We start from the raw sequence: 21,800 nt of genomic DNA, 5'->3' as shown, positions 1-21,800 counted from the left end.
GTATTTGTAAAAAGGTGAAATTCAAGCGGCGCGAGATGGGCGGCACCAATCTGGCAGCCAGTCGGCATGGGCAGACAGAAGGTCGTTCACCAGATTTCGAATTTGGCGCAGGTCCAGCTCGGCGGCGGTGTGCGGGTCCATCATGGCTGCATGAAAGATATGCTCGGGGTTCTGGTCGACCAATGCCCTGACTGTGAGTTCCTGAACGTTGATCTGGCTACGCATCAGGGCGATCAGCTGCGGTGGGATGTCTGCGATGACAGAAGGTTGAATGCCATTTGCATCAACCAGACACGGTGTTTCGACAGCAGCCCCCATCGGCAGCTGAGGTATCTGGCCGGTGTTTGGCAGATTGCCATATGCCACGTAGGGGGTGTCAGAGATGATTGCGTTCATTATGTCTGCCGCAAACTCATGGCTGCGAGTGACGGCAATGTCGCGCCCGTCGGTCAGGGTTTTGGCCTGCTCTTTCCAGTTGCTCATCTGTTCCACACAGCGGGTCGGGTATTCATCGAGTGGGATTGAGAACTTCTCGATCAGGTCCGCCCGCCCGTCTTTGATGAACCATGGCACGTATTCTGCCAAATGCTCAGAACTTTCGGTGCAGAAATAGCCAAGGTGGTCCATCACTTCGTAGCGCACCTTGTTGGGGCAACGCGGCATCAGCAGCGGGGCCTTGGGCATTCTGCCGCTGACATAACCTTGCCTAAGGGCGGGGTAAAGATCATGGCCCTGATGCTCAAGCCGCAGGAAGAAGGCGACGTGATTGACGCCCGCGACTTTGTAGCGAATGTCGTCTTTTGGCAGGTCCAGATCATGTGCCAGTTCCGCAACCGTGTTCTGAACCGAGTGACACAGACCGACCTGCTTCAATGATGGGTATTTCTCGGCCAGTGCCCAGGTGTTGATGGCCATTGGATTGACGTATTGTAGCAGTGTCGCATCAGGGCATAGCTGCATCATGTCATGCGCCACGCCCCACAAGACTGGCACAGTGCGCAGCCCACGCATGATGCCGCCGACGCCCAGCGTATCCGCGATGGTCTGGCGCAGCCCGTATTGCTTGGGGATTTCAAAATCTGTGACGGTACAGGGCTGGTACCCGCCAATCTGAAAGGCGGTAATAACGAAATCGGCACCATCGAGTGCGGCGCGTCGGTCTGTATGTGTGGATACTGTCGCGTTTGACCGGACCGAACGGATCATGGCGCGGGCTACAGCTTCGCTTTCTGTCAGGCGTACGGGGTCGATATCCATCAGCGCAAAGTGACTGTCCGCCAAAGCGGGGGTCAGCAGAGCATCCCCCACGATGTTCTTCATGAAAATTGTCGAACCTGCTCCGATGAAAGTTATCTTTGTCATTTTACAGCTCCGAGGGTCAGGCCCGCGATAAAGTGCTTTTGCATCAGGAAGAACATGGCAACCGGCGGCAGCGCTGCTACGATCGAGCCCGCGCTCATTAGTTGGTAGGCGGCGCGGAACTGGGCGTTGAAACTGGTGATACCTGCCGTGACAGGTTGGCTTTCCGCGCCCTGAGTCAGGACGACCGCCCAGAAGTAATCGTTCCAGATGAAGGTAAAGATCAGCACGCTGAGTGCGGCTATTGCGGGTTTCATCAACGGCAGAACCACATACCAGAAGATGCGCCATTCGCTGATACCCTCGACCCGCGCGGCCTCGATTAATTCAAAGGGCAGGGCCCGGATAAAGTTGCGCATGAACAAGGTGCAAAAGCCGGTCTGGAAGGCGATGTGGAACAAGACGAGGCCGGTTTTAGTGTTGTAGAGGCCTAAATCCAGTGTCAGGTCGCGCACAGGCACCATCAGGATCTGGAATGGCACGAAATTGCCGGCTACGAACATGAAGAAAATCCATAGGTTCGATTTGAATTTGTAAATACCCAGTGCAAAGCCTGTCATGGAACTGAGGGCAACGGCACCGATTACCGTAGGAATGGTGATCATGAAAGAATTCAATAAATATCGCGGCATGTCCGAGTTGAAGAACACCAGCCCGTAATTGACTGCACCTTCAAAACTGGATGGCAAGCCCCAGTAGTTTGCATTGGTGAAATCCGCCGCAGGTTTGACCGAAAACAGAGCCACCGCCAGCAGGGGCCCCAGCCACAGCAACAAGGCAAGTGGCAGCATCGCCTGATAGGTGATCTGCGCGGCGCGAGGTTGTTTTTCGATGGGTTTGGGAAACATCTCAGTGCCCCCTTTCTTCACGATACATCGACCAGAGGAAATAGGCGATGAAGCAGAGCATAATCAGGAACAGCACCACAGCGATTGCCGCGCCATACCCCATGCGGAAGCCGTATTCAGATAAGGCGACTTCGAACATGTAATAGGCCAGAACTCGGGAGGATCCGAATGGCCCGCCCTGTGTCATGATCGAGATCAGGTCGAAACTGCGCAGCGCTCCGATGATTGTCACGACGAATGCAATGAAAGTCGCCGGGCGCAACTGCGGCAGAATGATGTGCCACAGCATTCTCAAGCCTTTGGCACCGTCCAGGCGCCCGGCTTCGATCTGTTCGGGGTCGACGGCATTCAGACCGGTGAGGTAGAGGATCATGCAATAGGCGGTTTGCGGCCAAAGGCCCGCGACGATGATGCCGTAGGTGACCAAACGTTCGTCGCCCAACACATTCAAGGGGCCTATTCCAAATAAGCCAAGAAGCTCATTCAGAAGACCAAAAGTCGGGTCGTAAAACCACGTGAATACGAGGCCAACGACAACCTGAGAAATGACAAATGGAAAGAAAAACAGCGATTTGTAAAGGCGGATACCCCAGACTGTCTGGTTCAGAAACAAGGCAATGAACAGGCCCGCCGGAATGGCCAGAAGGTATAGGATCAACCAGATCAGATTGTTTTTGAGCGAGATATAGAATGCGTCCCGGTCAACCCATTCCCAATACAAATCTTCATAGTTGCGCATGCCTACATATTCGGCGGCACCCAACCCATCCCACTCGTAAAGTGACAGGTTGAAGGATTGGAAGACCGGAATGATCACGTAGACCATAAAGAACAGCAGGCCCGGAGCCAGAAATAGCCACGGCGCGATGCGCTGTTGGTTTCTGTGGAACCAGCTTTCCTGTTCTGGGGCGTCGGCGGCAGTGGTCATGGGTGTCCCGGATTTTCTTGAGGTGAAGGCGGGCTGAAACCTGCCCAACAAAGCGGGTCAAGTAGGCCGGGCTTCAGCCCGGCCCAAGCCTGATCAGTTGTCGTAGATACGCTCTCGCGCGCGTTCCAGCTTGGCCAGAATACGGTCAGCATTGTCTGGTTTGACCATGAATTCTTGGAAACCTTCCATTGACACTTTGGCCATTTCAGCCGGCGCGTCGCGGTCCCAGAACTGAGCCACACCGCCGGGGCTGTTGGACGAGAGCATTGAAAAACCCTGCTGCAGGAACTTGTCATCGTCTACTGAGGATTGCGCGTTCACCGGCAGCTGACCGAGGTTTGACCCATTGTTGATCTCGGTCTGTTCGTCCGCCGAGACAACAAAGCGCAGGAATTCACGCGCTGCTTCTTTGTTCGAGGCATTCGCCGGGATATGGAATGTATCGGTCGGCGCGTCTTCAGCCAGTTCGACATCAGGGTTGATTGACACGAATTGGTAGAAATCCAGCTGATCATCGGTCAGCCCTGCTTCACGCAAGGGCGCGACTGCGAAGTTGCCCATCAGGTACGCGGCGGCTTCTCCATTGACCATGAATGGCAAAGCCTCCTGCCAGCTATAGGTCTGATGGTTATCAATGAAGGCCCCCATGTCGATCAACTGCTTCCAGTTGGCAAAGGTCTGCTTGACCCGGTCATCTTCCCAGCTGATTTCACCATTGGCCAGCTGGTTGTGAAAATCAAACCCGTTGGTGCGCATGTTCAGGTAGTCGAACCAGCCACCAGCGGTCCAAAGGAACTTGGTCCCGATGGTATAGCAAGCGCGACCTGAATCGACGATCTTCTGGCAGTTTGCCAGCTCTTCTTCCCAAGTGGTCGGTTCGCTCAGGCCCAGCTCATCAAAGATGTCTTTGCGGTAGTAAACGCCCCACTGGTAGTAGGTATAGGGCACGCCCCATTGTTTGCCGTCGATGGTCATCGCGCCTTTGGTTGATGCCAGGTTTTCGGCGATTTCAGGTTCCGACCAAAGATCCGAGACGTCTTCGAACAGACCGGCCTCGACATATGGTTTCATACGGTTGGCGGCGTACCAGGTGGCCACGTCAGGTGTGTCGGCCGTCAGAAAGTTGCGGATCTGGGTCTTATACGCCTCGCGGTCGATCACCGTGGTTTCAATTTCCAGGCCGGGGTGCTGCGCTGCAAACCGTTCGATCATCGCTTCCATCGTTGCGCGCGGGGCCGGGTTCGACGTGTCCAGAAAAATCCGAAGTTCTCCGGTCAGGTCGGCAGCTGCTGGTGCCGCCATAGCAACGCCAAGTGCCAGCGCAGCGGTTGTGCGCTTGAAAGTGGAATACATGGTTTCCTCCCTGTTGTCTCCATGCAAGTTTCAAATAATGAAACCTAGTTTTATATATTGAAAACTACACATCGACTCGGTTAGTCTTGTCAAGACCCTCGTGCGAACTGCGATGGGCAAGCGGAGGAGAACGGACGCTCGTGTCAGGTGACGGAACTATTGGCAAAGCATGTGACGTGCTGGATCAGGTCGCCGCATTTCAGCGCCCTGTGCGATTTTCGGAATTGCTGGACGACAGCGATTTCCCGAAAGCAACACTGTATCGGTTTTTGCAATCATTAACCAATCAGGGAATGCTATGTTACGACCCCGAGCGCCAAACCTACGCTCCGGGTATGCGTTTGGTAAGGCTTGCGCATGCAGCTTGGACCCAAAGCTCACTGGCCCCTATCGCACGTCCGTTTCTCGATATTCTAAGCCAGGAAACCGGCGAGACCGTGCATTTGGCGCAGCTCGATGCAGGTCAGGTTCTATACGTTGATAAACGCAACGCAGCGCAACCGATCGAGATGTATTCTCAGGCGGGTAAGGTGGGCCCGGCCTACTGCACGGGCGTCGGCAAGGCGATGCTTGCATTTCTGGATGAGGGAGACCTTAACCGGGCAATTTCGCAGCAGAGTTTTCACCGCTTTACCGACAAGACCCTGACGTCGGACAATGATCTGCGCACCGATCTTGATCGAATTCGCAGCAAGGGTTTTGCCGTTGATGACGAAGAACATGAACCCGGAATTATCTGCGTTGCCTGCCCCATTCTGACAACAAGCGGTCGGGTCCTAGGCGCAATCTCGGTAACCGGCTCGACTCAACGAATGGATTTTGAACAACTCGAGGCATGGGTGCCTCGTGTGCGGCGGGTGGCTGAACAAATCAGCACCGAGGCACAGGCTTGGCGTTTCCCTGAAACGCGACCAGACCTCGGCAATGACAGGAAGCAAGCGACATGACAGGTGTAACTCTGAACCAGGCAATCAAGCGGTACGGCCAGACGCAAGTCATTCACGGCATCGACTTGCAGATCGAAGATGGTGAATTCTGTGTTTTCGTTGGCCCTTCGGGATGTGGCAAATCCACATTGTTACGGATGATCGCGGGTCTTGAAGAAACGTCGGAAGGCGAGATCCACATAGGGGCGCGGGACGTAACCCACATGGACCCGGCTAAGCGCGGCGTGGCGATGGTGTTCCAGACCTATGCGCTTTATCCACATATGACCGTAGCGGAAAACATGGGCTTTGGGCTGCGCATGAACGGCATCCCAAAGGCAGAGATCACCAGAAAAGTGCAGGAAGCCTCGAACATTCTGAAGCTTGACCAGTACCTCAAACGCAAACCCAAGGCCCTGTCGGGTGGTCAGCGGCAGCGGGTTGCGATTGGCCGTGCCATCGTTCGTGGCCCCGAGGTTTTTCTGTTTGACGAACCTTTGTCCAATCTGGACGCCGAGTTGCGCGTGGAAATGCGTGTCGAGATCGCGCGCCTTCATCAGGAAATCGGCGCGACCATGATTTACGTGACCCATGATCAGGTCGAAGCCATGACCATGGCCGACAAGATCGTCGTGCTGCGGGATGGTCGTGTTGAACAGGTTGGCGCTCCGATGGATTTGTACCGCGATCCCGACAACCGGTTTGTCGCAGGTTTTATCGGTTCGCCTGCAATGAACTTTCTGGAATGTGAGTATGAGGACGGCCTAGTCTCCCATCCCGCACTTAGCAAGCCCTTGCCCGTTTCTGTGGCTATACCCTCTGGTCGGACCAAGGTGACATTGGGCATGCGGCCCGAGCATATTCAGATTGACCGTTCGGCAGATGCCTGCACCGTGGACCTGACCGAAGCCTTAGGCGGCGTGTCCTATTCCTATTTACGGACGCCAAATGGTGATAAGCTGATCATTGAGGAACGGGACGATCAACGAAGCAGAACCGGGGATCGGATCGGCATCGCCATACAGCCAGATCGTGTGATGTTTTTTGATCCAGAGACCGGGCAACGGTATCGTTAGTCACGACCTTCCAGCCCACGGGCAGTCTTACCCGTCCCAAGAGTTGCACGACACTTTATCTGACCCGTGGCAAAACGCGCGGGCAGATGCGATTGATTCCAAGTCAAACGTGATTTAAGGGAAGCCCTGTCAAAACAGAGTCACCCAGGGGCTGTATCGTGGTTTAGCCCCTCTCACGCCACGCAATTGTGGTTGCAACTCTTGGATCGCACGCCCCGAAAGGCTTAAAAAAGGTAAAAGAATATGGCAGATAAATCGAACTTCGACATATTGTATACCATTGTAGACGAAGCGCCAGAACTGGCCAGCGCTTCGTTCCTGCCCATCATCCGCAAGTTCGCATCTGCTGCGGGCGTCCGCGTTGGCACCAAAGATATTTCTCTGGCGGGACGTATTCTGGCAGCATTCCCCGAGAACCTTACCGACGATCAGCGTGTAAGCGACGATCTGGCGGATTTGGGCGATCTGGTGAAGACACCTGATGCCAATGTCATCAAGCTGCCAAATATCTCTGCCTCGGTTCCACAGTTGGTTGCGGCCGTCGAAGAACTGCAATCGCAGGGTTACGACATTCCGACCTACCCTGCAGAACCTGCAACGGATGAGGAAAAGGCGATCCGCGCCCGTTATGACGCGATCAAAGGTTCTGCTGTTAACCCGGTTCTGCGCGAAGGGAACAGCGACCGCCGTGCGGCGCGTGCGGTGAAAAACTATGCTCAGAACAACCCGCATTCGATGGGCGAATGGGCGTCGGACAGCAAGACCAAAGTTTCGTCCATGCCGGCTAATGATTTCTATGCAAACGAGATTTCGGCCACCATCACCGCAGCACAAGCAGGCGATGCAAAAATCGAGTTTGTAGGTAAAGATGGTGACGTCACCGTTCTGAAAGACGGCTGGTCGCTGGAAGAAGGAACCATAGCCGACGCGACTTTCATGTCGGTCAATGCACTGTCTGCGTTCCTTTCAGATGCCATTGAGGACACCAAAAAAGACGGGACCATGTTCTCGCTGCATATGAAAGCCACGATGATGAAGGTTTCAGACCCGATCATCTTTGGATATGCGGTCAAAGCCTGGCTGGCCCCCGTGTTCGAAAAGTTCGGCGCGGAACTGGATGCGTTGGGTGTGAACCCAAATTCAGGTCTGGGCGCTCTGTTGGAGCGCGTACAGGGTCATGCTGACATCATGGCGGCTATCGACACGCTCAAGGCGGACCGTCCATCCATGTATATGGTGGATTCGGACCGCGGAATCACGAACCTGCATGTCCCATCGGATGTGATCATTGATGCCTCAATGCCTGCAGTGATCCGTGCTGGGGGCAAAGGCTGGGACGAGACGGGAGCCAAAGGTGACACCAACTGTGTGATCCCAGATCGGTGCTACGCGACCGTCTATGATGAGGCGATCAAGTTCTTCAAAGCCAATGGCGCGTTGAACCCGTCCACTGCCGGAGCCGTGGCGAACGTGGGCCTGATGGCTCAGAAAGCCGAGGAATACGGTTCGCACCCGACAACTTTCGAGGCACCGGCCGATGGTACAATCCGCATCGTTCTGGCCAATGGTGAAACGTTGCACAGCCACAGTGTCGAGGCCGGCGATATCTGGCGCGCCTGCACCGTCAAAAAGGCGCCTATCGAGAACTGGATTCAGTTGGCTATGGACCGTCAGCGTCTGACCGGGTCCGAAGCGATTTTCTGGCTGGACGCAAACCGGGCCCATGACGCGGAACTTATTAAATATGTCAAACCGGCGCTTGAGGCCGCTGGCGTGGCCGACAAGTTCCTGATCATGGCCCCGCGTGAAGCGACCCGTCAGTCGTTGGAGACGATCACCGCTGGTAACGACTCGATTGCCATTACAGGCAACGTGCTGCGGGACTATCTGACTGACCTGTTCCCGATCCTGGAGCTTGGTACTTCGGCCAAGATGCTCTCCATCGTCAAACTTATGAACGGTGGCGGATTGTTCGAAACCGGTGCCGGTGGTTCGGCGCCCAAACACGTGCAGCAGTTGGTCGAGGAAAACCATCTGCGCTGGGACTCGATGGGTGAGTTCTGTGCGTTGGGTGAATCGCTGAACTTCCTTGCTGATAGCAAAGGCAACGAAAAAGCGGGCATTCTGGGTACAGCGGCCGAAGCAGCGACGCAGGGTATTCTGGACAACAACCGCTCACCCAGCCGAAAAGTTGGTCAGCCGGACAACCGCGACAGCCACTATTGGTTTGCACGCTATTGGGCAGAGGCTTTGGCCACCCAATCCAAAGATGCGGAACTGGCTGCCGAGTTTGCGTCACTGGCCAAGGAGCTGGCCGCCAACGAAGAGCAGATCCTGTCAGAGTTGGCCGCAGCTCAAGGTCAAGCTGCGGATTTGGGCGGCTACTATCACACGGACCCAGCCAAAACGGCAGCGGTTATGCGGCCCAGCACAACGTTGAACACAATCATCGGCTAATCGCTAACGGCAAAACAGGTGATCCCTCGCCTGTTCAAAACATGGAAAGGGACCGGCACAGTTGTGCGGTCCCTTTTTGTATCGCAGACACTGTGACGGAAAGTAGGGTCGGCAAAAGTTTTTTGCATTTACAATGCGTTATAAAAAATTTGTTTGTACTTACGGGATTCCCCTAATAGCACGACAGCGCTGACTGCTTTAAACCTTGGATAACAGAGAATTTCACTGGTGATGCCTTAGGGCCTTATCACTCACTCAGAGAATGACCAGCATTTGGGGTGCTGGTCATTTCATTTTGGTTCTCAGGATTTTCTGGACAGCTCAGCAGTTCAACCATGGTTGAACACGAAATCGAGTGCTCACAAAAATACTGGAGACAGGGTTAAAAATACTGGAGACAGGGTTTTAGCCAACACGCCGGGGTTCTGGGCTGGCAATCGGCGCTTGTATTCTGTTCGCTCCGCTAACCGCAACACCTTTATGCCGCAAATAAGAAAGGCGACGCGCCTCACGCCGGGCGAGCGCCAGGGATTCCAGGATAAGCGCGCACACGATCGACAGCATGGTTCCGACAAAACCGGATACTGCGACAACCAAAGATGGAATTCGGTCCACCAACCCCGTTTCCAGAAACTCTCGGAAAACCGATACGAATACGAAAAGCGACGGTAAGAAAATCAACAAGGCCAAAGAGAGGAAGAAAGCGATTGGTTTTTCGTCCTTGATCAGAAGGCCAATCATCTTGAGAATTCGCCACCCATCGGAATAGGTGGCTAGCTTGGAATTCGAATCCGGAAGCCGTGCGACGTATTTGGTCTCGATTTCTCCAATTGGCATGCGCATCTGCATCGCGTGTACCGTAAGTTCAGTTTCAATTTCGAAACCGTTGGAAACCGCTGGAAAACTTTTGACAAAGCGTCTGCTGAAAACACGATAGCCGGAGAGCAGGTCGTTGATTTTGCTTTTAAAGAAGAATTTCACCAGCCCGCTGAACAAGGCGTTTCCAAGTTTATGGCCCCGCCGATAGGCTTGAATGTCGTCGTTTACCCGTGCGCCGTTGACCATATCAAGATTTCGAGAGACCAGCAGATTTATCAATTCAGGTGCTGCCATACTGTCATAGGTCGCATCCCCGTCTGCCATAACGTAGACATCCGCATCCACGTCGGCAAACATCCTGCGGACAACGTTACCTTTACCCTGATATGTTTCAGAATAGACCCGCGCGCCAGCTTCTTGCGCCACTCTCGCCGAGCCGTCCGTGGAATTGTTGTCGAATACGTAAATTACCGCCTCCGGCAGGGCGGCGCGGAACTGCTTGACTGTTTCACCAATGGCAACGGCTTCATTGTAACAGGGCAAGATAACAGCAATTTCCAAACCCGGCCACGACGCCCGTGTCAGAGATCCACTTTGGATATTCAAGGCACCCTGTATCATATGTCACTCTTGCTCGCTCGGACGTGTCACTTGAGGGATGATTGCGCTTTGTTCCCAAGATGCTGCGCGTATGAGGTATTTCTGAAGCAGATAAATGGCCGAATTTTGGCATCCGATTGAATCGCGCCGATAATTCAGCAAAAGGGGGCCGGTTCAAGAACCGGCCCCAAAGTTTCAGCTGAACCGAGGGATCAGTTCGAAGCTGCGTTCAACTTTGCGTTTTGCTCACGCAGCGTATCCGAGATGATCGCGTACCATTCACCGGATTGACGCATTTCGATCAGACCCTTGTTCATCATAGCGATGTATTCGCGCGCGAACGGGTTGGTGCGATGCGCAAGGAAGCTCATCGACGACAGTGTGGACACATAGGGGTTCTCAACGATGTCAGCCGAAGTCAAACCCATGTCTTTCATTGTCGATGCGAACAGATCAACTTCGAATGCCGCAACATCTGCGGTTCCGGTCAATACAGCGTCAAGGCAATCACGGGCCGAGCTGGGCTGAACCACAGTCGTGTTCTCGCGGTTCAGTCCCTGTTCTTCCAGAACAACCATGCTCCAGCCTGCCATACGGCAAATGGTCGAGCCTTCCAGGTCCTTGAAACTGGTCGCGCTTGCGTATTCGCTTTCCGGCAGTGTGAAGAAGCCGCCGACGATATCGTAAACCGGGACCGAAGCTACGAATTGAGTGCAGCGAGCTTCGGTTTCAGGGGACCATTCGTATGTACGGTTGGTACAATCAGGAACGGTCCATGCAATTGAAATATCAAAGGCACCAAGCGGCAACAGTGTATCCAGATGCGAACTCCAGTCGTCGACAAAGCTGACTGAATACTCACGGCTGTTTCCGGCCCGCTGAAGGCTGGTCGTTGCCAGACGGGTCATGATGCCGCCGCCATTCAGTGTTTCGGTTGTGAACGGTTCCCAGCCGTTACCAGCCACCATTTTGATCGGCGGCGCATAGACATTCGACCGCTTTACGCTGGCCGCGCGCTGTTCTTCAGCAGCGATGATTTCCTGCGCGCTTTGGCCGTTCGGCAGGCTACCGTCTTCACAGGGCAGGGCCAGCACCAGCCCAGGATTAAGAGCCCCCGGGTTTGTGATCGCGTTCCTGTTCGCGTTGAAGATTGGCTGGTAGTTCGAGGTGCCGTAGGCGGCAATGGCGATGGTTGCCAATGTGTCACCATCTTGCACGGTATAGTTCGTGCACGCTTCCTGTGCAGCGGCGGCTCCCGCGCTCAGAGCTGTGATGGCAGTTGCCGACAGCGCCAGTTTCTTAATTTTCTCGTTAAACATTTCCACTTCCTCCAGACTTTTGTTTGTCAGGCCAGACGGGGCCTTATCCATTTTCCATTTGGTGACGCAGGGCGGTCGACACGATATCGCGCCATTCGCCTGACTGCTGCATGATTGCCAGACCCTGATTCAGCGTCTCTAAGATCGCTTCCCCATCAGGATTATCTTTATGGGTCATGACATTAAGCGACTTGATCGCCGCCAGGTTGGGGTTTTCGATAATCCGGTGTTTATAGCCAAGTCGTGCGATGGCTTCCTCTGCCAGATGCGCTTCGATTGCCACGATATCGGCAGTTCCGTCCATCACAGCATGAAAGCAATCATCAGGCGATGTTGGCCGCATCAGCTTGATGACGGGTTCGTAAAGACTTACCGCGTCCATATGTGAAAGCGACCAACCTTCCGGGCGGCAAATTGTTGTCCCGGCAAAGTCGGCATAGGTCAGCGTCTGCTCGTACCCCGATCCATCGCGCGCAAAGAATGTATCCACGACTTCATAGAACGGGTTTGAGAAATTGTAGGTCTCACAACGATTGCGGTCACTTTCCGACAACGCTGCTGCATCTTCGCAATTTGGGCGGGACCACGGGAAGGTGCCGTCAAATGCAAGTGTTGGCATCAACAAATCCAGATGCGACGACCAATCGTTCACAAACTGAATTTTATACGCTTGTTCCGGCGCGGCCCGCAGCATCGCTGTCTCAACCAGATGCGTGTAAAGCCCCCGGTTGGGCAATGCTTCGTCCGTAAACGGAGCGTAGTTCCCACCGGTAATCAACAGCAACTGACGATCACGAATTTCCGGGCGCGTTTCAGCGTTAGCATTTCTGATCAGTGCAGCGGCTTCCGAGCGGGCTGCCTCAATCTCTTCTTTGGCAGCGGCCCGTGCAGCGACGACTGCATCTTCACTTGCCTTCTTTGCCTCAGCCTCTGCCGCCGCGACACGGGCTTCCGCTTCGGCCACGGCTTTCTCCGCGCGTTCTTCTGCCGCTTTTACCAGTTCTGAGGCCATTTCAGCCGCGAGGCGTCCTGCTTCGGTGTCGGGCAACTCAGGTGCGCGCCCGACATCTTCCAGGCAAGGCAATTTCAAAACATCGCCGACACGAATGATATTGGGATTTGTGCCGATAACATCCCTGTTCGCATCGTAGATTGGCCGATAATCTTCGGTCGCGTAAACTCGGATTGCCAATTCCCGCAGACTATCGCCACGTTGAATCTCGTAGCTTGAACATGCCTCTTGCGCTGACGCCGCGCCTGTGGCGGCGGCAAGTGCAAGGCTTGATATGAATAGGTGTTTTCTCATGGGTCCTGTTGCTTTGCCTGGTTATTTTCTCGTAAGTTTTGCGACTGCGATCGACAGATTGTCCTGATCGGGGTCGCCCTTGGCCTGCACTGCCAGTTGCAAGGCTTCGGCGATTTCCTGTGCTAGCTCCTGCTGATGCAGGCGCAGAACATCCTGAATCTCAGCGTCGCTAAGATATTGAAGCCCGTCGCTGCCAAGGATCAGAATATCAGCCGGAGACACGATCAGCGGGTCTTCAGGGCAATCCACTTTTGGAATAGCACCCCCCATGATCACCGACGTCAGTTGGTTCCTGTCCAATCCCCGTGCTTCAGCTTCCGAAAGCTCACCAGCGGCCAGTTTTGCGTCGATCACGGGGGCCATCGAGTGGTCTTCGTTCACCTGTGTCAACTTGCCTTCGCGGAACAGGTAAAGGGGGCTGTCTCCGATCGAAATCCTGAACACACGCTGACCCAGAAAGAGGACACCCAACAAGGTGGAGCCCATGTTGAAACCCTGGCCCTGTGCCTCGTTATGGTCGGATATCGCTGCATTGGCTTGCATGGCTGCCAATGGCAGCGCGTCAATTGCGGCGCCTTCATTCAAGGTATCGGCCTCTAGCTCGGTATCCAGCGCGTTCCGCCAAGCGGCAATCACCATTTCCGAAGCCACTTCGCCCGCCTCGTGGCCACCCATACCGTCAGCAATCGCGATATAGCCCGCGTCCGATGCGTCGAACATGCGCGCAGCAATCGCGTCTTCCTGCGTTTCCCGCTGACCCTGGTTCAGGATCAGCGCAACATCATATGCCGGAGTCGCCAGCATCTATCAGGAATCCCGCCAATCAAAACCTTCATCGCAGAAGGCCATAAATCGGATTGATGTTTCACTGATGCGGATCAGATCACCGCTGGAGAGTGCGATTGTGCTCAGAACGGGTTTACCATTCAGGCGAACAAGGTTGGCCTTACCGCCATGCCCCAGATAGCATTTCCGATCTTCCGGGTCATAAGCAATAACGGCGTGGTTCGAACGTGAAATGCCCGTGTCGCCGAAATCCAATTGGATCGCCTGGTCATCGTTTCGACCGATTTGCATCAGGCCTTCGGTCAGGGTGATGCTGGCGCCCCGTCCGGGACCTGCCGTCACCACCAGCCAACCAACCGGGAATGTTTCCTGAGCGGCTTCAGTTTTTGAGACGGGTTCTGATGTTTCGATCAATTCCTGAACATGCGTGTCCGCACGCTCAAACCCAAGGAACGTTGTTTTGACCCGCGAGCGACGGTCCTCGGCTGGGGCGGCAGGCGTGGGTTGAGCCTGTACGGCACCCTCTTCCACCACTGCCGGTTCTTGCACGGACGGGGCTGCAACCTCAGCTTCCATCGTTTCCGGCGCGCTCATTTCAGCTACATCCAGAGGCGGCGCAACTTCATCCGGTGTTTCGGCAAGCTCGTCTGCTACATGCAAAGTGATGATTTGATCGTCCGAGATATCCTCGTCCTCGTCGGGGTCGGCCATCAAGTTCTTGGTATCTTGGTCGTCCTCGTCAGTTGCATCTTCAACGAAGATGGACACTTCAACCGGCTCTTCCGTGTTCTCCGCCGCAACTTCGTCGAATTCCGGCATTTTCTCTTCAGGGATAAGTTCGTCTGTTTCCTCATAGGATTCAGACGTCATGTTTCCACCGGCCAGTGCGGCACGCAGCGCGTTGAAGTCTGCGATAGGCTCCTGCTTTTCGGTTTCAGGTGCCGCGCTGTCAGTTGCATGAGCGTTTTCAGCAACATCATCTTCTTTGGATTTGCCGGCACCTTCGAGAAGCCGGCTCAGTGGGCTTTTGTATTTGAACATGGTGTCGACACCTTCGAATTGTTGGCACGGACCTTTTGTGCCATGGGGCTGCTACCTAACCCTGCGTGGAACAACGCAGAGACACTCAATTGAAAACATGGAAACTGGTACTCTCTGCGGCGGGCCGGTTCCCGCCGGGCGGCAAACTTAAAGCCACCCTCAGTAAACACACACTGGCAGATCAAAATTGAACCGGTCAGATCACTCCTGCGCTAACTGCATGGCCGCAGCTACCTCAGCACCGTTGCGCAATACGGTCAGCTTTGCCTCAGGCTGACTGTCGGAAACCAGCGTAGCCAGCATGCCATCAAGGCTTTCGGACGTATTCAATGTCATGTTGGTCTGGCTTTCGCTCAACAGAACATCGCCTTTTTGCAGGCTGCCTGTCGCCTCGGCTGGAACCGAGCTTACTTTTGTTTGCCACCCTTCACCTCCCGAGCTGCTGACTGTGAACGAGTAACCGTTCTCCAATCCGACCGAGCGCAGAACAGGCAGTGCCAGCAGGCCATTCTGCGCGCGGGTCTTTCCAAGCGGCCGGTAGCGGGCTGCAACCCGTGTAAAGCCGTCTGGGTCGACGCTTAGCTTGTCCAGGACTTGCGCCGCGAAAGAGATGTCCTGACGAACCGGGTTGCCGTTCAGAGTAAAGATCACAACTCCGGGTTCCACCCATTCACCGATAACGTTCATGTCCTGATTGGCGTCCACACCGGTAACCGCAATAGTTGCACCTGTTGCGGTCCGGCGGCGGGACGTCTGGAAGGGGATTTCAACATCCCAATGGTGGAAAGATACCTGTTGTTCGACCGGAGTGCCGGAAGCGGCATCGGTTTTGGGTTCGTCCACAACGGCCGCAACCTCTTGTTCTGCAGGTTGTTCCTGGGCACCGGCAGTCTCGGTAGCTTCGGACGCTGTTTCTGAAGCGGTTGGTTCCGCAGGTTCAACTTGCGCCTGCTCGACAGGCTCATCTGGTTCAGGTTGTTGCTCTGAAGCGACCGTGACGTCGGGTTCAGGTGTTTCGGCCAAGGGTTCTTCCACCGCGGGCGGTTCTGCTTCGGCAGTTTGTGTGGTTGCTTCAGGCAGCGTCGTCGTAACCTCGGCTTGTTCTTCACCTTTGTCGCCGGACATCACGAAGAAACCGCCTGCGGCCAACGCTGCCACAAGCACTGCTGCACCAGCGATCATCTTGCCGCTGCCACCGGATCCGCTCTGAACCACGGTATCAACTGCGACCGGTGTTTCCGCTTTTGCAGAAATCTTGGCCATCTCGGGTTCATTCTTTTTTTCGTTTTCGCGAACAATGTCCGAGTTCCCGGCAAGCAGAGCCGTCACAACCGCTTCGGCATTTTCACTTTCGGCCTTGATCCGCGCCTTTTCTTCTTCCTTGTCCTTGCGATCCATGCCGACAATCACGGAAACCGGGCGATAGGCGAATGTATCAAACATCACGCCAGGGCCGCGGAACATGCGCAGCCAATCTAGGGCTGTCTGCAACCGGTCCGTTGCGTGTACTTCCATTGCCTTGTCGATTGCTTCGAGGAATCCGTTGGGGTATCCGTCAAAGCGGCCTGCCAATGGGGTATAAGGGTCGTCTTGCCCGTTGTTGAATGCATTCAGGCGGCTCTGGCCGTCTACCGGGCGTTCGCCACTGATTGCGTGATACAGAGTCGCGGCCAAGACATAGAGGTCACTGCTGGGCCCTTGTTCGGCACCACGGACGTAAAACTCGTGCGGCGAATATCCGTCTTTTATGACGCGCAGGGTCAACAATGCGGCCGACTTGTTTGCGGCTTGCTCACGCGCGGCACCGAAGTCGATCAGGACCGGGTTTCCGTTTTCGTCAATCAGGATGTTATCGGGTGAAATGTCACGGTGCAGCATCCCGCTTTGGTGGATGAACGACACCGCGGACAGCATCTTTTCCGTGACTTGCACGATAAAGTCAGGACCACCGTCGTTTTCCGGATTCTCAACATAGTCCAGCAGGTCGCAACCTCGGATCAGATCCATAGCGATATAGGCGGTATCGTTGTCTTCGAACACCTGATGAACGTCGACGATGTTCGGATGCACCAGACGCGCATGATTGCGGGCTTCCTGAATAAACAGGTCGATAATGGCGCGCAAATCATCCTTGTAGGACGGGTCGTTCGGCTCAACCAAGTCCCCGTTGCGACGGCACAACGCACCGGGGAAACATTCCTTGATCACGACATCACGCTCCAGGCTGTCGCGTGCTAAATAGGTGATCCCAAATCCGCCGTTGCTGAGATATCGGAGGATCTCATACTGCCCGCGCAACAGCTTTGCGCCCGGTTGCAGTCCTTCAATTTTTGGTTCGTCGTGCGTTGCACCGACAGCCTGGTTGTGGCTCATTTTAATCCGCCCGTTCTACTCATTTTGCGGCTTAATTAAACAGGGCCGGCAGCCCACGAACTCACAACCAAAAACAACCGCAGGACACTTGAGAACGGTTAGACGTTTCAAATTTGACTTTAATGGGGCCGCCTGATGGCTTCACTAAGGATCGTTTTTTCGAATATGGCATATACGGTGCTAGTGCGAAGCAATAGCACAATATATTGATTAACGGGGTGGAATAAATGAAAACTGACGACCCCAAATCGGTCTCTTGGTCTACGAATTCGAAACAATAAAGGGCCGATTCTTCGGCCCTTCGAATCGCTGAACAGCGCTTCAATCCTGATGGAAAGTGCTAGGTACCGGTTTTGGATTGTGCCGCGGCGACGGTACTGCCAGCCCATGCAAGGTTGTCACCAAGCTGTACAAGTATGCTGATTGCGTCTTTCAAAGGCGCATCTCCGCTTTCAAACTGAAGCAACAACAACAAGTCAGTCGCTTTTTCGAATTCGGCCGGAATCCAGTCAGCATCCGGATCGATCTCGCCACCTTGGTCCAGCCGTTCCGCGAAATCTTCGACGATTTCCTGGCAGCTTTGCAAAAAAGCTGCGGGTTCAATGGCAGCGGTGTCACGCAGATCTTCATAAATGCTGGCAATGGCAGCCAGCCAGTCTTCAAGAATGGGGTTGTTCAGTGGCGGAAGGGCAGACCCCAGCGTTGACTGTATTGACGCAGCATCGTTGACGGTAGGTTCCGGCTCTGGCCCATTCAATGTTTCCAGGAATGGCAGAAACTCGTGCTTCAGATCCTTCCGGGCAGCGTCAAGGTCGCTGCGCCGCCGGTCAGACGCCGCATCAAGAACTTTTTCCGCGAGTTCCTGGCCGCCACAGTTTTCCCAAAGATCGAAATCTGGTTCCGGCTCTTGTGCCATGGCGCGCACCGCGACGGGCGTGCCAATTGGGACCACAGCGCGAAACAGTCCTTCTTTTTCTTTGTTCAATCGAGCCAGTACCCGATCCAGAGCGGCCTGCACCGGGGGCAAATCAGCATGTGTAACTGCCAGCAGGCTGTTGGCTCTTAGCTCGGGCGGCACCTGCGCCCACAAATGCCGTTCTGTTTCACGCCATGCGCTTGTGCCGTTGGTACACCAGATGGCACAGTCGACGAATTTCAGCAGGTCCAGTGTCTGTTTGTATGTATCATCCAATGCACCAGAGCCGGGAAGATCGAACAGTGATATCTCTTTGAGAGCAGGTGTGTTCAATCCAACCGAAATAAAGTCAGGCTCATCCGCAGCGGCCTTTTCCAGTGCTATGCCAGAATATGTCTTTGGCTCCTTGTTCCACCAGCCGACTGTCGTCTCCGGCGTATCCGCGTAGGCAACGATGACAAGTGGCAGCTTCAGGTGCTGCGGACCGGTTGGAAGGATATCCGCCCCTGCCAGCATGTTCGCAAGGCTTGACTTGCCTGCTCCGAACTCCCCGGCGAAACCGATGTTGACCGCGTTGGACAGGCGTTCTGCGTGGGCGAGGGCCCGCGTGCGCATATCTTCCAATTTCGGGTCCGACGACAGTTTTTCTGTCGCTGTCAGAAAGCGCTCCAGCTGCCGCACTTCCTGTTCGGTTCCGGGAAACTCAATCATTCCGCAGCCTCTGCCTGTCGTTCGTCCACGTTGTTTGTTCCAAAGACACTTTCCAACTCGTCGGTAATACGGCGCGCCCGCTCGAACGCAGCTTGTGCTTTCGCCTGAGCATTCAACTCACCCGCCCCGGAACGGTGCTCAAGATGGCCTGCCAAAAGAGCCAAGTAATGATCCAGAACGGTTTTCAACCGGTCCAGCAGGTTTTCGCGTGTTGTGTCGATCAGGTCATCGCCAATCAACTCGAATTCCTGCACGATCATGCGCTCGGCCCGCGTCACAACACTGTTGCGCGATATCAGACGCGACAACCAGTTTACACGCAGCTCAACCGTAATGCCACGGGTTAGCGCAGTGGTGTCCGGGCGGAACCAACGTACCGCACTTGTGTTCATGCGATTGTCGACCGGCTCCTGCCACCCCGGCAGTGCCCGTAAAGCGGCGTTGCATTGCATGTCGATCGCGTAAAGTTCGCTTAGCATGCGTTGGCGAACCACTTGCGAGGCGCCTTGCACCAGCTCGCGCATGTGTTCGCGCAGTGGTGAGAAATTCAACTCGGTCGCGCCACCTTTGGCAAGCAATGGGGATTGTCCTTCAGGCCCGCGCACCACAACAAAGACAGACTCGGACACCGTGTCATCCATAACCCCACGCAGGTTTGACAGAACGTCGTCCATGTCCCTGACAATGTCCTGCGTTTTGTCCGCAATCAGTTTGCGCAGATTGCCCAGCGTCTTGTCGCTGTCCTCAGCGCTGTGCGCACCCGCGCTGCCTTCATCTTGCAGAGCACGAAGATGTACCTGGGATCGCTCCAGTTCGCCACGCGCGAAGCTGTCGAGATGCTGCCACGCCATCCGCAACTGTTCGTTTATCGGCCCCTCCGTCAACGCCTGAGTGACATGGCGTCGTAAGTCGGGCAAGCCTGACGCGATCATAGCGGCAAACCGCAAGACAGCCTCACGGCTGATGGGCCCCGGTCCTTGTTTGATCTCTGCCACACCGTTCAGGTATTGTTGCATCTGTTCCGGGTGCGCCCGCAACCACGCCAGAATATGATCGTGATTCACACCGGTTTCATCGCCGGTCAGCGCATAATGCGCCCATTGTGCGCTGCCCATCAGGACATCGATATTCGAAGTACCCAAAGCTTTTTCCAGCCCGTCTACAACATCCAGACGCACCTTTGCCGCATCTTCGGCCCCGCCGCCCAATTCATCGACACGGTTGATGAAGACAACGATCTGTCCAAGTTCCAGTGCCTGCATCAGCCGGAACAGTTTCAGGTCCGCACGCGACAACGCCTGATGCGCTGAAAGAACCACCACAAAGAAATCGGATTCTTTGAGATACTGGCGGGAAATCTCCTCACGGATAAGCAGGGGGTCATTTACTCCGGGCGTATCGGTGACGGTCAGAGGGAATGGGAAATGTCCGATGTCAAAATAGACCTCGGCCTTGCGCGTGATGTCGCTGTAAAGTCCGCGATCACTGCCGGGGTCAACTGTCCCATCTTCTGCGGGGTCGTCCCCGGCGCACACGTAACGCGCCAGATCATCGGATGTCAGTTGATCCAGATCGTGATGTTGACCCAACAGCTGTTCATAACTGTCCCCCAGTCGCCGACGCGCCCGGGTCTTCATGGCTTCGACCTGCTCTTCGATCATCTCGCGCTTGTAGCTGTCCTCGTCATCCGGGAACATGTTGCGCAACTCTTCGCCTTCGGCGATCAGTGATTGCCACTGATAGTTGTCGAAGAAATGGAACTCGGCTCCTTCGGTTCGACCGTTCGGGTGCCCGAAATGCATGTCGGTGATCACGGTCGTCCAGGGGTTCACGTCCGACGGCAGGTATTCTGCCTGACCGGTGAAGCCGTTGATCAAGCGCGACTTTCCTGCTTTGATTTGTCCTACAAAGGCAACTGACGGTTTCAGTTTCCCCAGATCACCAATGATGCGCGATATGAACTGACGTGTTTCGTCATTGCTCGTCCCGTTCATGTCTTCTGCGATGCGAATAAGCTCGCGACGATGTGTTTCACTCATTACTCTTTACCCTGACTACAAAAAAGACAACGCGTTGAATTAGTCGAAAATTTGAATGCTTTAGGGGTAGTCATTCCTCAACCTCCCCCAAAGATGTCCACAGATTAATGACCGCCCCAAGTTTGCGGGCATCGTGGATGGTCACAGCAATCTGCTCGTTATCGCTCAGAACTGCCATGCCCGCACCCTTACCACCCGATGGCCGTATGACGATCAGATGTGGGCCTTCGAATTCGTCCCGGGTGTCGTTGTTCCAACCAGCAAGATCCGAAACAAAACGTGTCAAAATCTCTTGATTGGGGTGCATTCCCTCGGAAGGTTTGCAGGTTCCTTCGAAAGCCAGCGCAGTGTTTTCCATACTGTCCACAAGAACACGACCTGTGGCAAAGCGTGCAGCCCCGTCAAAAAACTGTTGCGCCAACGAATTGCCCGACCCTGCTGCCGGGGCAGGGCTGTTGTCTGAAGGTTTTTCAACGTCCGGAACGACAGACACGATTGGCTCAGAGGAAAGCTCAATTCCGGCGCAGGCGTTCTCGATCTCACTCAGCGTAATACCAACATCATCAGCCTCCAGCGTCGAGGCTGGCTTTCCAGACATCAGTTCCAGTGGGGCAGGGGCGGCTGAAATGTCTGAAATCAGTTGGGCCAGCTTGTCGACCAGCGCGGTACGTGATTCCGTTTCGAAATCAGGGATCTGCCCGGACGGCACCTGAAACACATCCGTGATCCGAGAGCTGTTCACTTCGATTTTCAGGCAGTTTCCATTTGCCGCGGTCAGCTCCAGTCGCCTGGGCAATATTGTTCCGCGAATGAAACGCAATACAGCCACCCGACGGGCTGCAGCAGTTTCACCGGGGACAATCACCGTCGGAGACAGGCGGGCGACCGAAGACCGCCCGATATCTTCGAGCATGTCGAGAATGTCTGTGTCCATCATACCGTG

16 protein-coding genes are annotated in these 21,800 nt (G+C 54.9%); 3 read left to right on the top strand and 13 right to left on the bottom strand.

All coding sequences use genetic code 11. The features are described 5' to 3' along the window. Positions 1-21 precede the first annotated feature (21 nt). The 4 genes from melA to ACR0M3_RS12165 all read right to left on the bottom strand — a co-directional run bounded on the left by melA (position 22) and on the right by ACR0M3_RS12165 (position 4,488). The gene (gene melA, locus ACR0M3_RS12180) at positions 22-1,362 is read right to left on the bottom strand and encodes an alpha-galactosidase (RefSeq protein WP_480910983.1); all 1,341 of its coding nucleotides are present in this window, start codon (positions 1,360-1,362) and stop codon (positions 22-24) included. Continuing rightward, a complete protein-coding gene (locus ACR0M3_RS12175) occupies positions 1,359-2,207 on the bottom strand; it encodes a carbohydrate ABC transporter permease (RefSeq protein ID WP_480483663.1) in 849 nt (282 codons plus the stop codon). Before ACR0M3_RS12175 ends, melA begins: the two co-directional genes overlap by 4 nt. A 1-nt stretch (position 2,208) precedes the next feature. Continuing rightward, entirely contained in the window at positions 2,209-3,135 is a 927-nt protein-coding gene (locus ACR0M3_RS12170; RefSeq protein WP_480483664.1) for a carbohydrate ABC transporter permease, read from the bottom strand. A gap of 93 nt (positions 3,136-3,228) precedes the next feature. Beyond that, positions 3,229-4,488, bottom strand: a complete 1,260-nt coding sequence (locus ACR0M3_RS12165) for an ABC transporter substrate-binding protein (protein WP_480507003.1) — start codon at positions 4,486-4,488, stop codon at positions 3,229-3,231. Between the two features lie 140 nt (positions 4,489-4,628). On the opposite strand from ACR0M3_RS12165, the gene ACR0M3_RS12160 reads away from it, so the two are divergent. The 3 genes from ACR0M3_RS12160 to ACR0M3_RS12150 all read left to right on the top strand — a co-directional run bounded on the left by ACR0M3_RS12160 (position 4,629) and on the right by ACR0M3_RS12150 (position 8,947). After that, entirely contained in the window at positions 4,629-5,435 is an 807-nt protein-coding gene (locus ACR0M3_RS12160) for an IclR family transcriptional regulator (protein ID WP_480507002.1), read from the top strand. Further along, positions 5,432-6,490, top strand: a complete 1,059-nt coding sequence (locus ACR0M3_RS12155) for an ABC transporter ATP-binding protein (protein ID WP_480560254.1) — start codon at positions 5,432-5,434, stop codon at positions 6,488-6,490. The genes ACR0M3_RS12160 and ACR0M3_RS12155 overlap by 4 nt, the downstream gene beginning before the upstream one ends. 243 nt (positions 6,491-6,733) lie before the next feature. Continuing rightward, positions 6,734-8,947, top strand: a complete 2,214-nt coding sequence (locus ACR0M3_RS12150) for an NADP-dependent isocitrate dehydrogenase (protein WP_480910981.1) — start codon at positions 6,734-6,736, stop codon at positions 8,945-8,947. A gap of 405 nt (positions 8,948-9,352) precedes the next feature. Here ACR0M3_RS12150 and ACR0M3_RS12145 read toward each other — a convergent pair whose 3' ends face one another. From ACR0M3_RS12145 to ACR0M3_RS12105, 9 genes are all read right to left on the bottom strand, one after another. Beyond that, the gene (locus ACR0M3_RS12145; protein ID WP_480910978.1) at positions 9,353-10,387 is read right to left on the bottom strand and encodes a glycosyltransferase family 2 protein; all 1,035 of its coding nucleotides are present in this window, start codon (positions 10,385-10,387) and stop codon (positions 9,353-9,355) included. Between the two features lie 191 nt (positions 10,388-10,578). Further along, entirely contained in the window at positions 10,579-11,685 is a 1,107-nt protein-coding gene (locus ACR0M3_RS12140) for a transporter substrate-binding domain-containing protein (protein ID WP_267366224.1), read from the bottom strand. A gap of 43 nt (positions 11,686-11,728) precedes the next feature. Beyond that, positions 11,729-12,991: a type 2 periplasmic-binding domain-containing protein gene (locus ACR0M3_RS12135; protein ID WP_480910975.1), complete on the bottom strand. Its 1,263-nt coding sequence runs from the start codon at positions 12,989-12,991 to the stop codon at positions 11,729-11,731. Positions 12,992-13,012: 21 nt separating this feature from the next. Beyond that, the gene (locus ACR0M3_RS12130) at positions 13,013-13,795 is read right to left on the bottom strand and encodes a PP2C family protein-serine/threonine phosphatase (RefSeq protein WP_267366226.1); all 783 of its coding nucleotides are present in this window, start codon (positions 13,793-13,795) and stop codon (positions 13,013-13,015) included. A gap of 3 nt (positions 13,796-13,798) precedes the next feature. Then, positions 13,799-14,818: an FHA domain-containing protein gene (locus tag ACR0M3_RS12125; RefSeq protein WP_480910973.1), complete on the bottom strand. Its 1,020-nt coding sequence runs from the start codon at positions 14,816-14,818 to the stop codon at positions 13,799-13,801. A 201-nt stretch (positions 14,819-15,019) separates the two neighbouring features. Then, on the bottom strand, positions 15,020-17,191 hold the full coding sequence (locus tag ACR0M3_RS12120) for a serine/threonine-protein kinase (RefSeq protein WP_480910971.1): 2,172 nt from the start codon (positions 17,189-17,191) through the stop codon (positions 15,020-15,022). A 340-nt stretch (positions 17,192-17,531) separates the two neighbouring features. Next, positions 17,532-18,818 (bottom strand): dynamin family protein, encoded by a 1,287-nt coding sequence (locus tag ACR0M3_RS12115; RefSeq protein ID WP_480910968.1) that lies wholly within the window; start codon positions 18,816-18,818, stop codon positions 17,532-17,534. Continuing rightward, positions 18,815-20,857, bottom strand: coding sequence for a dynamin family protein (locus ACR0M3_RS12110; RefSeq protein ID WP_480605678.1), 2,043 nt, complete (start codon positions 20,855-20,857; stop codon positions 18,815-18,817). The genes ACR0M3_RS12115 and ACR0M3_RS12110 overlap by 4 nt, the downstream gene beginning before the upstream one ends. Before the next feature lie 70 nt (positions 20,858-20,927). Beyond that, positions 20,928-21,794: a hypothetical protein gene (locus ACR0M3_RS12105; RefSeq protein ID WP_480910965.1), complete on the bottom strand. Its 867-nt coding sequence runs from the start codon at positions 21,792-21,794 to the stop codon at positions 20,928-20,930. Positions 21,795-21,800 lie beyond the last annotated feature (6 nt).

The organism is Ruegeria sp. O5 (assembly GCF_056535105.1).
The sequence above is the reverse complement of the archived record's forward strand: the minus strand, read 5'-3'. Positions and strand labels throughout refer to the sequence as shown.